This window comes from Rhodococcus sp. Z13, assembly GCF_025837095.1.
In the GTDB taxonomy this organism is placed as follows: Bacteria; Actinomycetota; Actinomycetes; order Mycobacteriales; family Mycobacteriaceae; genus Rhodococcus; species Rhodococcus sacchari.
Window position 1 is genome coordinate 4,420,154 of sequence record NZ_CP107551.1, and the last position, 13,484, is coordinate 4,433,637.

The 13,484-nt window shown below is 69.5% G+C and carries 13 protein-coding genes; 8 read left to right on the top strand and 5 right to left on the bottom strand.

The annotated features are described in order from the left end of the window. Positions 1-62: 62 nt before the first annotated feature. Positions 63-866, bottom strand: coding sequence for an IS5 family transposase (locus OED52_RS20210; protein WP_145690968.1), 804 nt, complete (start codon positions 864-866; stop codon positions 63-65). 424 nt (positions 867-1,290) lie between these two features. Between OED52_RS20210 and OED52_RS20215 the strand changes: the two genes are divergently transcribed. The 4 genes from OED52_RS20215 (at position 1,291) to OED52_RS20230 (ending at position 5,439) form a co-directional block, all read left to right on the top strand. Continuing rightward, on the top strand, positions 1,291-3,222 hold the full coding sequence (locus OED52_RS20215) for a sensor histidine kinase (protein WP_264152593.1): 1,932 nt from the start codon (positions 1,291-1,293) through the stop codon (positions 3,220-3,222). 4 nt (positions 3,223-3,226) lie between these two features. Beyond that, complete coding sequence (locus OED52_RS20220; protein WP_264152594.1) at positions 3,227-4,126, top strand: amidohydrolase family protein; 900 nt, start codon at positions 3,227-3,229, stop codon at positions 4,124-4,126. A gap of 191 nt (positions 4,127-4,317) precedes the next feature. After that, complete coding sequence (locus OED52_RS20225; RefSeq protein WP_264152595.1) at positions 4,318-4,833, top strand: cysteine dioxygenase; 516 nt, start codon at positions 4,318-4,320, stop codon at positions 4,831-4,833. A gap of 147 nt (positions 4,834-4,980) precedes the next feature. After that, positions 4,981-5,439 (top strand): hypothetical protein, encoded by a 459-nt coding sequence (locus OED52_RS20230; protein ID WP_264152596.1) that lies wholly within the window; start codon positions 4,981-4,983, stop codon positions 5,437-5,439. Positions 5,440-5,672: 233 nt separating this feature from the next. Here OED52_RS20230 and OED52_RS20235 read toward each other — a convergent pair whose 3' ends face one another. Beyond that, entirely contained in the window at positions 5,673-6,539 is an 867-nt protein-coding gene (locus OED52_RS20235) for an alpha/beta fold hydrolase (protein WP_264152597.1), read from the bottom strand. A 416-nt stretch (positions 6,540-6,955) separates the two neighbouring features. Between OED52_RS20235 and OED52_RS20240 the strand changes: the two genes are divergently transcribed. Further along, the gene (locus tag OED52_RS20240; RefSeq protein ID WP_264152598.1) at positions 6,956-7,639 is read left to right on the top strand and encodes a phosphodiesterase; all 684 of its coding nucleotides are present in this window, start codon (positions 6,956-6,958) and stop codon (positions 7,637-7,639) included. On the opposite strand, the gene OED52_RS20245 is transcribed toward OED52_RS20240, so the two are convergent. Both OED52_RS20245 and OED52_RS20250 read right to left on the bottom strand, forming a co-directional pair. After that, positions 7,632-8,126 carry a hemerythrin domain-containing protein gene (locus OED52_RS20245; protein ID WP_264152599.1) on the bottom strand — a complete coding sequence of 165 codons (495 nt, stop codon included), beginning with the start codon at positions 8,124-8,126 and terminating at the stop codon, positions 7,632-7,634. The genes OED52_RS20240 and OED52_RS20245 overlap by 8 nt on opposite strands. Positions 8,127-8,217: 91 nt before the next feature. After that, the gene (locus OED52_RS20250) at positions 8,218-9,075 is read right to left on the bottom strand and encodes a LysR family transcriptional regulator (RefSeq protein ID WP_264152600.1); all 858 of its coding nucleotides are present in this window, start codon (positions 9,073-9,075) and stop codon (positions 8,218-8,220) included. An 87-nt stretch (positions 9,076-9,162) separates the two neighbouring features. Here OED52_RS20250 and OED52_RS20255 point away from each other — a divergent pair, with 87 nt between their 5' ends. Together OED52_RS20255 and OED52_RS20260 are read left to right on the top strand one after the other, a co-directional pair. Beyond that, complete coding sequence (locus tag OED52_RS20255; RefSeq protein ID WP_264152601.1) at positions 9,163-10,152, top strand: bile acid:sodium symporter family protein; 990 nt, start codon at positions 9,163-9,165, stop codon at positions 10,150-10,152. Between the two features lie 187 nt (positions 10,153-10,339). Further along, positions 10,340-11,563 carry an alpha/beta hydrolase family protein gene (locus OED52_RS20260; protein ID WP_264152602.1) on the top strand — a complete coding sequence of 408 codons (1,224 nt, stop codon included), beginning with the start codon at positions 10,340-10,342 and terminating at the stop codon, positions 11,561-11,563. Between the two features lie 15 nt (positions 11,564-11,578). On the opposite strand, the gene OED52_RS20265 is transcribed toward OED52_RS20260, so the two are convergent. Then, entirely contained in the window at positions 11,579-12,340 is a 762-nt protein-coding gene (locus OED52_RS20265; RefSeq protein ID WP_264152603.1) for an IclR family transcriptional regulator, read from the bottom strand. 161 nt (positions 12,341-12,501) lie between these two features. On the opposite strand from OED52_RS20265, the gene OED52_RS20270 reads away from it, so the two are divergent. Then, positions 12,502-13,449 (top strand): DUF808 domain-containing protein, encoded by a 948-nt coding sequence (locus OED52_RS20270; RefSeq protein WP_264152604.1) that lies wholly within the window; start codon positions 12,502-12,504, stop codon positions 13,447-13,449. The last annotated feature ends 35 nt before the right edge of the window (positions 13,450-13,484 follow it).

Here is a 13,484-nt window from a genome sequence, read left to right on the forward strand (position 1 = left end):
CGACCCCCCCTGACGTCGAAAGCGGCGGAACGGGTAATTCCGGCGGGCATAGTGAGGTTTTCTCACCAGGCCGGTGCTTGCAGGTGAAGAAGAACGAGAGCCGCAGCAGCGATCGAGCCGATCCTCCACGGACATAGACTGATTCGCTGCAGCGCCTTCCACCGGGTCTTCAGCAGCGCGTTCGCGCGTTCGGCCGGAGCACGCATCGCAGACAGCAGCGTGTTGCGGCAACGAGTGCCGATATCGAGATCACGGCCTTTCGTCGGGACGTGGACGCCGATCCCGGCACCGGTGTACCCCTTGTCGGCGAGGGTGGGCATCCCGCCGGCGGCAGCGTGGTAGAGGGCGCCGAGGATCCCGCCCCGACGAGCAGCGGTGAGGTCGTGCACCGAACCGGGGGCAACCTCGGACACCCAGATCGGGTAGCCGGTCGGATCGGTCAGGACCTGGACGTTGCCGCCGTGGCGGCGATGTTTACCCGAGTACCACACGTCGTGCCCGGACTCGGAACGCTCCCGGCAGCGAGTCGAGGCGATGAGGGTGCCGTCGAGACAGACATGCTCCCAGCCGGACTCGATCCCACGTTCGAGCACGTCGTGCAGGTCCGGGGCGTGCGCAGCGATCACGTCGATACCTTCGTGGAGATACCGGTAGGCGGTGGCCTGCGAGATGCGGGCATCGCGCGCCAGGGTGGCGACGTCGGTGCCGTCGCGGAACCACCGCAGCACCATCAGAGCCTGGACGTAGACGGTCGCGGCCCGCTGCCACGGCCGGCGATCGGTCCTGCGGCGGTGGGCAGCGAGGATACGGGCGACGAAGGTCAGGGTGTGCTCGGGCACGTCGAGCGTGGCACGATAGGTAATCACGTGGGGTCCTGCTCCGGGTTGCTTCTTGCTCGAAACAATCCCTACCAGGCAGGACCCCACGTCCTCTTTTCACGCCACACCGTTCGGATGTCTTTGCTGTCGTCGGTGACTCTCTGGTGAGAAAACCTCAGTAACCCACGTCCGAGACGTATACGCAAGATCGAATACCACCTATCGGAGTTGGACGTCGATCTTGTGAGCGGGGTGGTCGACTCCTAATGTGGCCCACGTCCTGACGGCATCGAACCGTATTTCGCCGTGGCCCGCATTTCAGTACCGATCTTCTTCAGCGCCGAAGTCCTCCGGTGCCGAAATCATTCCGGCCGCCGGCTCAGGCATGCAGAGAGTTCGGGGGGCCTTGGCAGTGGATCTTCTTCGGGGAGTACGACGGCACACGCCGGAGAACTGGCGTCTGTGGCGGAAGATGACCGTGGTCGTCGCCGTCCCCATCGTGGCCGCGACCCTGTTCGGTTCGCTCCGCGTCCACAGCCTGTTCGACGAGTCCCGCACCTACAGCCGGGCCGCCGAAAGCGCCTCCATCCTGCCGGCACTTGCCACCTACGGCACCGGTGTCACCGGCGCCGCCGCCGCGACGATCCTGTCGCTGCCCGTGGACAACGGTGCGCAGGCCGCCGCCGAGGCGGAGGTGCAGTTGACAGCTTTCCTCGACACCAAGGACCTCGACGGGCAGACCACCGTGCTCGTCGAACGCGTCCTCGCCGAGGGCCGCAGTCTGCTCGACAGCGCGCGGTCCGGGACGCTGGCCCCGCTGGTGGCCAGTGAACGCGCCGAAGCGTTCGTCACCCGGGTGCAGACGGTCTTCCGGTCCCTCGTCGACGACACCGGCGCACCCGCCGTGCGGACCTCGGGAGCGACGCTGTCGGACATGTGGGGCACCCAGTGGAGCCTGCTCGACCAGGTCGTCGCCTACCCGTCTCTGCGGGACGGAACCGAAGGCGCGCTGCTGATGTGGTCGAACGCCCTGGGCACCGAGGCGGCGAAGCTGTCGGTGCTGCGCGAGGAGATCTCCTCCGATCCCGGTGCCGACGACGCACTCGTCGACACGCTCTCCGCCGAACTCGACAACCGCCGCGCCGTCACCGCCGACCTCGACAGTGCCGCAGGCGATGTCAACGCCCTGCGCACTTCGATCTTCACGAGCCTGATGGCCTACCAGTCCGGGGTCGCCGACTCGGCGACCCGGATCGTGGCGGTCCTCGACGACCTCGCCGGGGAGGCCCGCACGGAGGCGGTGAAGAACGCCATCGGTGTCGCCTGTGTGCTCGCCCTCGCACTGACCCTCGCCGTCCTCATCGCGGCCTCGCTCGTCCGTCCGTTGCGCCGCCTCCGGAACGACACCCTCGATGCCGCGGAAGTGGTCCTGCCCCAGGCACTCGCGGCGATCAAGGACGGCGCGGAGATCGAGTCCGTGAGCCTGCCGCCGGTCCGCGTGCGCACACGCGAGGAGATCGGTGAGGTGGCCCGCGCGATCGACAGCATGAACGAGGGCGCCCTGCGGCTCGCCGGCGAGCAGGCGCAGCTGCGACGACAGGTCAACGAGATGCTCGAAACCCTCGCCCGCCGCAACAAGACTCTCGTCGAACAGCAACTCGCCCTCATCGACTCGCTCGAGCACGAGGAACGCGATCCGGCCCGCCTGCAGAGCCTGTTCGCCCTCGACCATCTCGCCGCGCGCATGCGGCGCACCGGCGACTCCCTGCTCGTCCTCGCCGGCACCCGCCCCCGCCTGGGCCGCATCCCGGACGCGCCGCTCGTCGACGTGCTGCGCGCCGCCGTCTCGCAGGTGGAGAACTACCAGCGCGTGCAGATCGGTCCCGCCCCCGACGGCAGCCTCGCCGGCCACGCCGTGACCGACGTCGTGCACCTCGTCGCCGAGCTCCTCGACAACTCCCTGCGGGCGTCGCCGCCGGAGAGCCCCGTGGCGTTCGTCTTCTCCCGCGCCATCGACGGCGGCCTGTTGCTCGAGATCGTGGACCGCGGAATCGGTATCCCGCCCGAGGAACTCGCGCAGATCAACAAGCGGCTGGCGTCCGGTGACGCGAACACCTCCGACGCCACCCGGCGCATGGGCCTGTTCGTCGTGGGCCGGCTCGCCGAACGGCACGGCATCACGGTGCGGTTGCGGCCCACCTCGGACGCCACGACCGATCCGGGGATCACGACGAGCGTGTACCTGCCGACGACGCTCCTCCGGGGAACGGACGACCACGACGATCCGTACCGCACCGAGCGACCGCGCCGGCTGCCCGGCGAGTACTCCGGACCGAAGCGGCCCGGGCCCCGCTCGCTGGTTCCCGCAGTGTCCCCGAAACCGCGTGCGGGTCTGCCATCCTGAGGACATGACCCCACCACGGGTCGACGTCCACCAGCACGTGTGGCCGGCGTCCCTCCTCGCCGCGCTGCGGGCACGCACCCGCCCGCCGCGGCTCGTCGACTGGACGCTGCATCTCGAGGGCGAACCACCCTACGAGGTGCGGCCCGAGGATCATTCGGTCGCCGAGCGGGCCGGTCTCGCCGCGCGCGACGGCGTGGACCGCGTGCTGGTGTCGTTGTCCAGCCCGCTCGGCATCGAGGCGCTGCCCCCGCGCGAGGCGGCGGTGCTGCTCGACGCCTACCACGAGGGGGTGCTGGCCCTGCCCGATCCGTTCGCAGCCTGGGCCGCCGCCTCGGTGCACGATCCGGACCCGGACGCCCTCCGCGACGTCCTCGCGGCGGGCTGCGTGGGTCTGCAGCTGCCCGCCACCGCGCTGTGCGACGCGGAGGGCTACGGCCGGTGCACACCGCTGCTCGAGGAACTCGACCGGATCGGGGCGCCGCTGTTCGTGCATCCCGGTCCGGCGGCGGCGCGGCCGTCGGATCCGTCCTGGTGGCCCGCGATGGTGTCGTACGTGGCGCAGATGCACACCGCGTGGTTCGCCTGGCACGAATACGGGGCGCCGCGCTTCCCGCGGCTGCGGGTGGTGTTCGCGATGCTCGCCGGGCTCGCCCCGTTGCACCGCGACCGGATGGCGGCCCGCGGAGGACCACCGGTCCCGTCGGCCGGGGTCTTCGTGGAGACCTCGTCGTACGGTCCGGAGATCGTGGCGTCGGTGGGGGAGGTGCTCGGTCCCGAGCGCGTCGTCCTCGGTTCCGACCGTCCCTACGCGGCGCCCCTGCTGCTCGGCGACGAGTGTGACGGGCCCGTGCGGCGGTACAACCCCGCCGCCCTGTTCGACGGATCACATGCGCGCAAACCTTGACACCCGTCCCGCCCGGCGCTGAAGTGGTCGGCATGCATTCTCCGGCGACCCTGCACCATCGCAGGCTCCACGTGGACCTCGTCCGCATCGCCGGCGGTTTCTGTGGTTGTCGCGCCTGTCGTTGAACCGACCCGGCCCTCTCCCCCGTCACCCCAGGAACCACGATGACCCCTGCTGTATCCACCCCTGCTGTGTCCACCCCTGTTCTGTTCACCCCCGAGCTGTCCGCTCCCGCGCGTCCGGATCTCGCCCGGATCGCCCGGCGGATCGCTGCGGATCCGGCTCGCTGGCGTCCTCTCGTCCGGTTCGACGCGGACGAACGCTGGTACACCCGCCTCGCGGTCACCGACGACCACGAGGTGTGGCTGCTGAGCTGGCTTCCCGGTCAGCGCACCGGAATCCACGATCACGGCGGGAGCGCGGGAGCGTTCGCCGTGGCGCAGGGCGTGTTGCGGGAGGACACCGTCGACGGACTGCCGGGCGGGGATCCGGCGGGGCGCCGGGTGGCGGTCTCGTCCGCATACCATGAAGCCGGAGCGGTGCGCCCCTTCGACAGCCGCCACGTCCACGAGATCGTCAACGACGGGACGATGCCGGCCGTGAGCGTCCACGTCTACGCACCGGCACTGGACTCGATGAACCGCTACCGGCTCGTCGACGGTGTCCTCGAACTCGCGGTGTCCGAACGCGCAGGTGCCGACTGGTGAGACCCGGGCTGGGCCGGGAGTCCCGAGCCGGACGAACAGCGCAACACCGACTCGGCGAGAAGACTATGATTTGTATCACAAGAGTTGTCGGGGGCCGGGAGCAGACTACGCGTAGAGACGAATCGTCATCGAGGAGGCGCAGGTGCGATGTATGCACAACGCGAAACCTACTTCGGGTGGACGTCTCGCCGCGTACCGCTGTCCTCCGATCTCCCGCGCGACACCCCGCGTGAACGGACTCCACACCCCGACGAGGAGGACTCCGCTCCGTCCGGCGTGACCCTGGACCGGATCCTTCCCGAATCGCTGCTGCACGGCCGGCTGGTGGCCTACCACGACGCCGAGGAGGACAAGGACTACGTCGCCGTGGCCGTGGGCGAGATCCGCGGCGAGGACGACGTGCCGGTCCATGCGGTGGAGGAGGAATGTCTGGTCGTCTCCGCCGCGCACAGTCCCGTCGGCGGCATCCTCGTCGGCACCGACGACGACGATCTCGACGACCGCGAGATCGAACGCCAGCTGCGGCGGGGAGGCCCGGTCAGGGATCTTCTCGAGTATCTGGGGGTGCGGTCGGTGGTCGTCGACTGGACCTCGATGAGGGTGTGACCCGCGGGCACGGACACATGCCCCGAGTCCACCCTCGGGTGGTACCGTCGTTCGCGTCACCACCGTGACCAAACCGTGATTTTCTGTCCGGTTTCGGAAGATTCGCCACGGGTATGCCCTGTCGGACACGAGCCGGGTGGGTGGTGTCACGCGAAGGCGGTGCCGGACTGAATGCATGCCCGTCGGGGGCAGTCCGGCACCGCCCTTCTCGTTCTCGGCCGCGCCGGCGGACCTCAGCGTTCCTGGGGGACGCCGTCGACGATCTCGCGGACGAGCAGCTCGGGCGCCTCGACCGACAGGAGATGACCGGCGTCGGCGACCGCCACGAAGCGGCCCCCGATCTCGTCGGTGAGCTTGCGCAGCGCCGCGACCTGCACCAGGGGATCCTTCTCGCCCACCACGACCTCGACGGAGTGCCCACGCCAGCGCTTCAGCAGCGTGCGGTCGATCCGCGGCATGTTGATCAGCGAGGTGCAGTAGGCGCCCACCCGGCACGACCAGCGCAGCGTCTGCTCGTCCGGCTCGAAACCCGGACCGGCCAGAGCGCGCAGGTACCGCTCGGTGTTCTCCAGATTGGGCTCGCTGCGCCACTGCAGGCTCGGGATCAGGGCGCGGTTCCAGCGGATGCGCGGCACCAGCCCCAGCGGGGCCGCCAGCACCAGCTTCTCGACCCGCTCGACGTCCTCCACCGCGGCGGCGACGGACGCCGCCCAGCCGAGGCCGATGACCGGGACGCGGTCGGCGCCGAGCGCGTCGAGGATCTCGGTCAGCCAGTGGCCGTAGACGGCGTGCAGGCGGGCATCGGGGCGGCTGCCGGCGCTGGCACCGGGAAGGCCGGGGAGGTCGACGAGGACCACACGGTTCGTGTCGCCGAACCGGTCGGCGAGCAGGCGCAGACCTGCGGCGGGGAGGTCACCGCCGGCCAGCACGACCACCGGCGGGGCCGTGGTGGGACCGGTGGTCAGCACGTAGGTGTCGCCGAGCGAGGTGCGGGCGACATGCTCCTCCACGGGACGCTTCCAGTGGCTCAGCAGCCCTGCGCACGCCTGGTGGATGACCGTGTCGTCGCCGGGACAGCGATACGGCGAACGGGTGAGCATCCTCATCACCCGCCGACCCGGACGAGCCCGGGAGCGACAACGTGATCACTGGTGAACGGCATGGATGAATCTTCTTTCGTCGGTACGACATCGTTGGTACGACGTGGTTACGTCGACCGGCCTCCGGCACACCGCACGACACCGTAGCCCACCGCTCGGGCGGAAGGCCAGCCCCTCTCGCGGAAATTCTCACTCACGTCCCAGACGACACATCCGTGCCGAAACTCACCGCCGGTGAAGGAGTCTCGTGAGGATCACCGCAACGAGCGATGGTGAGACATACATCACTCCGCGCTCGTTGGGTAGTCGAAGCAACAGTTGCCCGGCACGCCGGGCCCGCGTGCTCGGACCCCCGTGTCCAACCCCGTATCCAGGGGTACCGGTTGAAGCCCGCGCGCCACGGGTATGCGGGGGCCATGACCGATCTGCCCTCGGTACTCTCGGCACCCTTCCGGCTGGGCTCCGCGCTCCGCGGAGCACGGATCTTCCACCCCCGCGGTGCGACATTCGAAGGTACAGCCGAACTCGGCTCGTCCTGGTGGCCCCGGCAGATGCCCCGGCACCTTCCGGTGATCGCCCGGCTCTCGCGCGGCATCGGCACCCCCGACGGCCTGCCGGACGTGCTGGGTCTGGCGATCCGCTTCCCCCTCGATTCGGGACCGTGGGACGTGCTGCTCGCCTCGGCGTACCTGCCGGGCCGGGTGACGCTCTCACCCGCGCGGTCGTGGTCGAGTGCCGGATACAGCACCCTCATGGCCTATCGCACCCACGTCGACCCGACGCCGCGCTGGATCACGGTTGTTCCCCGCGGGGAACAACCGTCGTCCACCACGTCCGTGGAGGCGTTGCGCGGACCGTTGCCGTTCTCGCTCCTCGTCGGCTCGGCCCGCGGACCGTTGGAGGGCGCGGGCACGCTGGTGCTGGAGCGGCGGATCCCGGAAAGCGACGAGAACCAACCGTCTTTCGACCCGACCGTGCACTGCCCGGATTTCGTGGATCCCTGGCCGGGATGGCTCGGCACCGTGCGGCGCGACGCCTACCGGGCGAGCCGGACCGGGCGCGGTGCGATCCTCGCCCGGTCCGGCCGCACCGTCAGCTGAGCACGGCGTCGACCGTCTTCTTCAGCGCGGACGGCTGCGCGGGGGAGCGCGGCGCGTCCTCCCTCAGCTCCAGCATCCGGGCACCGATCTCCTGCAACCTCTTGCGCCCCAGTGCTTCCCGCACCTTGGGGAACCACTCCTCCTCTTCCTCCTCGATGTGGTGCTCGACGTTCTCGATGAGGACGGTGGCCTTCGCCTCGAAACGCTCTGCGCCGGGCTTCATTCCGGCCAGTTCCGTCACCAGCACGTCGGCCACGTGGTGCTCCTCGTAGGACTCGAGGACGTCCTCCTCCAGATCCGGCAGCAGCGAACGTACCTCCGGATACATGCACTCGTTCTCGATGTAGGTGTGGACGGTGAGGGCCTCGATGATCCGGTCGACGATCCGGCCCTGGTCCTTCTCGCTCTCCGCCTTCCGGAACTCGCGGAAGAGCTTCTTGATCTCCTTGTGGTCTTCCTTCAGCAACACGATCGCGTCTGTGGACACCGGATCCTCCTGCAGCGTGGGACATCATCACCCCGGCGGGCGTGGCACAGGGGTACCCGCCGCAAATGCCCTCACACGCGGACCCGGTGCCTCAGACGCGGACGCGGTGGGCGTCGGTGAGGATCGCGTCGCGCAGGGCTGCCTCGGGCCCGCTCAGCACCGAGCGGCGGGAGAGGAGCACGAACTCGATGTCCCCGGCGTCGGGCAGCACCCGCTGCGGATCGCGCGCCGGGACGAGACCCGGGGGTGGCAGCCCCTCGGCGTGCAGGACGACACCCAGCCCCGCCAGGGCGGCGGCCCGCAACCCGTTGAGACTGTCGGTGGTACAGGCCACCCGCACCCCGCGGCCGGTGCGCTGCAGCACGTCGAGCGCGATCGCCCGCGTCAGTGCCGGCTGCGGGTAGGTGACGAGCGGGATCGGCTCGCCGGGGTCGACGACGTAGTCGGGGGCCGCGAGGAAGACGAGCCGCTCCCGGAAGATCAGCTCGCCGCGCCGGCTGCCGGGTCGGCGCTTGCCGAACACCAGGTCGAGTTCGTTGCCGTCCAGGCTCCGCTGCAGGTCCTCGCTGAGGCCCACGGTCAGCTGGAGGTCGATCCGCGGATGGCTGCGCCGGAAGCCGGCCAGGATGGTGGGCAGTTCGTAGAGGACGAGGTCCTCGGAGACACCGAAGCGCAGGCGGCCGGAGATCGGCGACTCGGAGAAGTGGCGGCGGGCGGCGTCGTGCCGGTCGAGGATCTCGCGGGCGAAGGCAACCATGTCGGCGCCGTCGGCGGTCAGCTCGACACGGTGCGTGTCGCGGACGAACAGCCGCCGTCCCACCTCCTTCTCGAGGCGGGCGATGTGCTGGCTGACCGTCGACTGCCTCAGCCCGAGCCGGTGCGCCGCCGCGGTGAAACCGCCCTCGCGCTCGACGGCGAGGAAGCTGCGCAGGTGGACCGGATCGAACACGACCCCCACTGTAATCACGATCCGTGATCGCAGAAAACGTCGCTACCGCCTTCTGTAATTACACGGCGCTGTCGTACCGTCGAATCCGTGCTCTCCAAGATTCCCGTGCTCGGCCGACTCGACCCGTTCCTGCTGGCCATCCTGCTCACCGTCCTCGTGGCGGCCCTCCTGCCCGCCGACGGTGTCGTTCTCGACGGCGTGAACTGGGCCGCCAAGATCGCCATCGGGCTGCTGTTCTTCCTCTACGGTGCGCGGCTCTCCACCCAGGAGGCGATCGACGGTCTCAAGCACTGGCGTCTGCACCTGGCGATCCTCGCCACCACCTTCGCCGTGTTCCCGCTGCTCGGCCTGGCCGCGAAGGCGTTCGTGCCCTCCGTGCTCACCGAACCGCTCTACCTCGGTGTGCTGTACCTGTGCCTGTTGCCCTCGACCGTGCAGTCGGCCATCGCACTGGTCTCGGTGGCCCGCGGCAACATCCCCGGCGCGATCGTCTCCTCGAGCGCCTCGAGCCTGCTGGGCATCGTCGTGACCCCCGTGCTGGTCGCGCTGACCATGTCCACGCAGGGCGTCACCTTCAGCGGTGGTGCCGTCGTCGACATCATGCTGATGCTGCTCGCCCCCTTCATCGCCGGTCAGCTGCTGCGCCGCTGGATCGGCACGTGGGTCAAGGAACACGGCAAGCCGCTCAAACTCGTGGACCGCGGCTCGATCATGCTGGTCGTGTACGTGGCGTTCAGCCGCGGCATGAACGAGGGCATCTGGTCGATGGTGTCCGTCGGCCACCTCGCCGCCCTCGTGGGCGTCTGCGCCCTGCTGCTCGCGATCGTGCTCGGCCTGACCTGGTACTCGTCCCGGGCCCTCGGCTTCTCCTACGAGGACCGCACCGCGATCCTGTTCTGTGGTTCCACCAAGTCCCTCGCCACCGGCCTGCCCATGGCGATCGTGCTCTTCCCCGGCCAGCCCATCGGCCTGATCGTGCTCCCGCTCATGCTGTTCCACCAGATGCAGCTGCTCGTCTGCGCCGCCATCGCGGGACGGCTGGCGAAGACGCAGCCGGAGGAACTGGTGGCCGCGTGACCGGTCCGTAGCGCGACGAACGGCGGTGTCCCCGGATCCCGGGGGCGCCGCCGTTCTCGTCACGTCACGCTCCCGTTCGGCGACATCGAGGGTGAAATCCGCCGTGTCGAGTGGCGGCGACGGCGCCGTGCCGCCACCGTGCAGAGGAACCGATCGATCCACGGACCTCGACCGAAGGAGCACTCGAATGGGTCTTCTGTTCCACGATCACCTCCACGACGAGTTCGGGACCTGGCCACTGGCCTACATCCCCTACGGCGGCGCCGACTTCGGTGAGATCGCGGCGGTGGCCCGCCGGGTGGGCGACGGGGACGACGGGGACTTCCACACGGCATGGATCGAGGCCGGCGACCGCCTCGTCACGGAAGCGGAGTCCTGCGCCGCCGCCGGGCACGACAATTCGGCCCGGGAACTGTTCCTGCGGGCGAGCGCCTACTACGCGACCGCCTACCACCCGCTGTACGGCTCCCCGGTCGATCCGCGGCTGCTCACCGCCTTCGGCAAGCAGAGGGCCGCCTTCGATGCCGGGCTGGCGATCGGGGACACGCCGGTGACCCCCAGCAGGATTCCGTTCGAGGACACCACGCTGCCGGCTTACCTGATTCCCGCACCCGGCCACGAGAACAGCGTGCGCCCCCTGATCGTCTTCACCAACGGCTACGACGCCACGATCACCGACATGTACTTCGCGTCGGCCGTCGCGGCACTGCGGCGCGGCTACCACTGCCTCCTGTTCGACGGACCGGGACAGGGCGAGATGCTCTACGAACAGAACGTGCCGCTGCGACCGGACTGGGAAGTGGTGGTGCGCGCGGTGATCGACCACGCCGTGGCGTCACCGATCATCGACCCCGAACGCATCGTCCTCAGCGGGTGGAGCCTCGGCGGACATCTCGCGCCGCGTGCCGCCTCCGGCGAGCACCGCCTGGCAGCGGTGGTCGCCGATCCCGGTCAGTGGAGCGTCGCGGCCGGCGCCCGGGCCCTCGGCGCGGCGTTCGGTCTCCCACCCGAGGTGCTGGACGATCCGCTGTCGATGAGCGCGCAGGACGCCGAGGCGATCATGTCTGCGGTACAGGCGGATCCGGCGCTGCGGTGGAAGCTCGTCTCCCGCGGCTTCTGGGTCCACGGCGTCTCGGACATCCGGGAACTGTTCGCCGCACTCGACGAGTACACCCTCGACGGGATCGGGGAGCGCATCTCGTGCCCGGTCGTGGTGACCGCCGCCGAGAACGATCCCCTCGCACGCGGTGCGGGCGTCTTCGGAGATCGACTCGGCGACAAGGTGACTCTCCTCCGGTTCACCGACGCCGAGGGCGCGGGGGAACACTGCGAGATGACCAACCGCACCCTGCTCAACAGAAGGGTTCTCGACCGGCTCGACGAGATCCTGGCGCCCGGCTCGCACACCTAGGAGCCGAAGGGCAGATCACTCCGCGGGCTGTTGCCCCACGCTGCGGGCGATGCCGCGCGCCGCCGTCATGAGCACACCCACGATCGTCTGCTTGCGGTGCGTCCCGGTGGGCACCACCACTCCGAGAGCCGCCAGCGCATGCCCCGACCGGGCGAGGACGGGAACGGCGATGCCGGTGGTGCCGTCGTCGAGCAGGCCGTCGAAGCTCGCGAAACCCCGACGCCGGATCTCCGCCAGGACCCGCCGGAAATCCCGGGTCGTGGTGGAGGCGAAGAGGGCCTCGACCTCCGGATAGCGGCGCCGGTAGGCGTCCTGCACGTCGGTGGGGGAGAAGGCGAGCATCGCCATGCCCATCGATGTGCGGTGCGCGGACATGCGGCGGGCAACCGACGCCTGGTTCACCACCGACTCCGACGCGGAGAGCCGTTCGAGGACGAGCACCTCGTCGTTCTCCAGGACGGCCAGCTGGGTGTGCTGGTGCACCACCGACTGCACGTCCTGCAGGAAGGGCAGCGCCGCCTCACGCAGGTCGCGGGCGGGCGCACTCCGCGCGACCAGCTCCCACAACCGCAGGCCGAGACGCACCCGGCCGTCCGGGTCGCGGGTGACGAGACCGTGGCGGGTCATCTCCCCGACGAGCCGGTAGACCGTCGCCGGCGGGATGTCGGCCCTGCGGGCGAGCGCACCGACCGTCAGCCGCGGTTGTTCCTCGTCGAACGACTCGAGGATGCGGACGACACGATCGAGCATCGAGTCACCGGACGGTGAGTTGGCCATGCGTCCATTGAACTGGAACCACGCCCGCCCTCCGCGGCGGGGCGTGTTCGACCCCTCGGTGGGCCGAGGCGCGTAGTTTCGGATTCGGTACCGTTCGAACGCGACCGCAACGGCGTGTCGTTCGATCGGCTCGGAAACAGCCGGACAATTGGGAGGTTCCCGTGGCTGGTGGTCTCGTCGCCCTGCTGGACGACGTCGCGGCGCTCGCGAAGGCGGCAGCGGCATCCATCGACGACGTCGGTGCCGCGGCGGGCAAGGCGAGCGCCAAGGCGGCCGGTGTGGTGGTGGACGACACCGCCGTCACCCCGCGCTACGTGCACGGCTTCACTCCCGACCGCGAACTGCCGATCATCCGCAAGATCGCGATCGGCTCGATCCGCAACAAACTGCTGATCATCCTGCCGGTCGCGATGCTCCTGAGCCAGTTCCTGCCGCAGGCCCTGCCGTACCTGCTCATCGCGGGCGGCCTGTTCCTGTGCTTCGAGGGAGCGGAGAAGGTCTACGAGGCGTTCACCGGTGGGCACCACGAGGACGACGTCCCCGCCGCCGCGGCCGGGCCGGAACTCGAGAAGTCGATGGTCAGCGGCGCGATCCGCACCGACCTGATCCTCTCCGCCGAGATCATGGTGATCTCGCTGTCGTCGGTCGAGGACGAACCGTTCCTCACCCGACTGCTGGTGCTCATCATCGTCGCCTTCTTCATCACCGCCCTCGTGTACGGCGTGGTCGCGCTGATCGTGAAGATGGACGACGTGGGTCTCGCGCTGGCCCAGCGCAAGTCGACGTTCTCGCAGAAGATCGGCCGGGGTCTGGTGGCCGCGATGCCGAAGCTGATGGCGGTGCTCACCGTCGTCGGTATCGCCGCGATGCTGTGGGTGGGTGGCCACATCCTGCTCGTCAATGTCGGTGAGGCCGGCTTCCACTGGCCCGCCGACCGCCTCCACGACCTCGAGCACTGGGCAGGCGAACTGGTGCACAACGGTTTCGGTGGTGTCCTGTCGTGGACGGCGGGCACCGTGACGTCGGCACTGGTGGGCCTGGTGGTCGGCATGATCATCGTGCTGGTCGCGCACCTGATCCCGAAGCGGAAGAGCAAGGCAGCCCACTGACGAACGCGTTCGCGCGCCCTGGAGACGTTTACGCA

Excerpts from the sequence above, each read along its gene's own strand:
- OED52_RS20215 (WP_264152593.1), top strand. The coding sequence starts at position 1,291 with ATGACCGTGGTCGTCGCCGTCCCCATCGTGGCCGCGACCCTGTTCGGT.
- OED52_RS20220 (WP_264152594.1), top strand. The coding sequence starts at position 3,227 with ATGACCCCACCACGGGTCGACGTCCACCAGCACGTGTGGCCGGCGTCC.
- OED52_RS20230 (WP_264152596.1), top strand. The coding sequence starts at position 4,981 with ATGTATGCACAACGCGAAACCTACTTCGGGTGGACGTCTCGCCGCGTA.
- OED52_RS20235 (WP_264152597.1), bottom strand. The coding sequence starts at position 6,539 with ATGCTCACCCGTTCGCCGTATCGCTGTCCCGGCGACGACACGGTCATC.
- OED52_RS20240 (WP_264152598.1), top strand. The coding sequence starts at position 6,956 with ATGACCGATCTGCCCTCGGTACTCTCGGCACCCTTCCGGCTGGGCTCC.
- OED52_RS20260 (WP_264152602.1), top strand. The coding sequence starts at position 10,340 with ATGGGTCTTCTGTTCCACGATCACCTCCACGACGAGTTCGGGACCTGG.
- OED52_RS20265 (WP_264152603.1), bottom strand. The coding sequence starts at position 12,340 with ATGGCCAACTCACCGTCCGGTGACTCGATGCTCGATCGTGTCGTCCGC.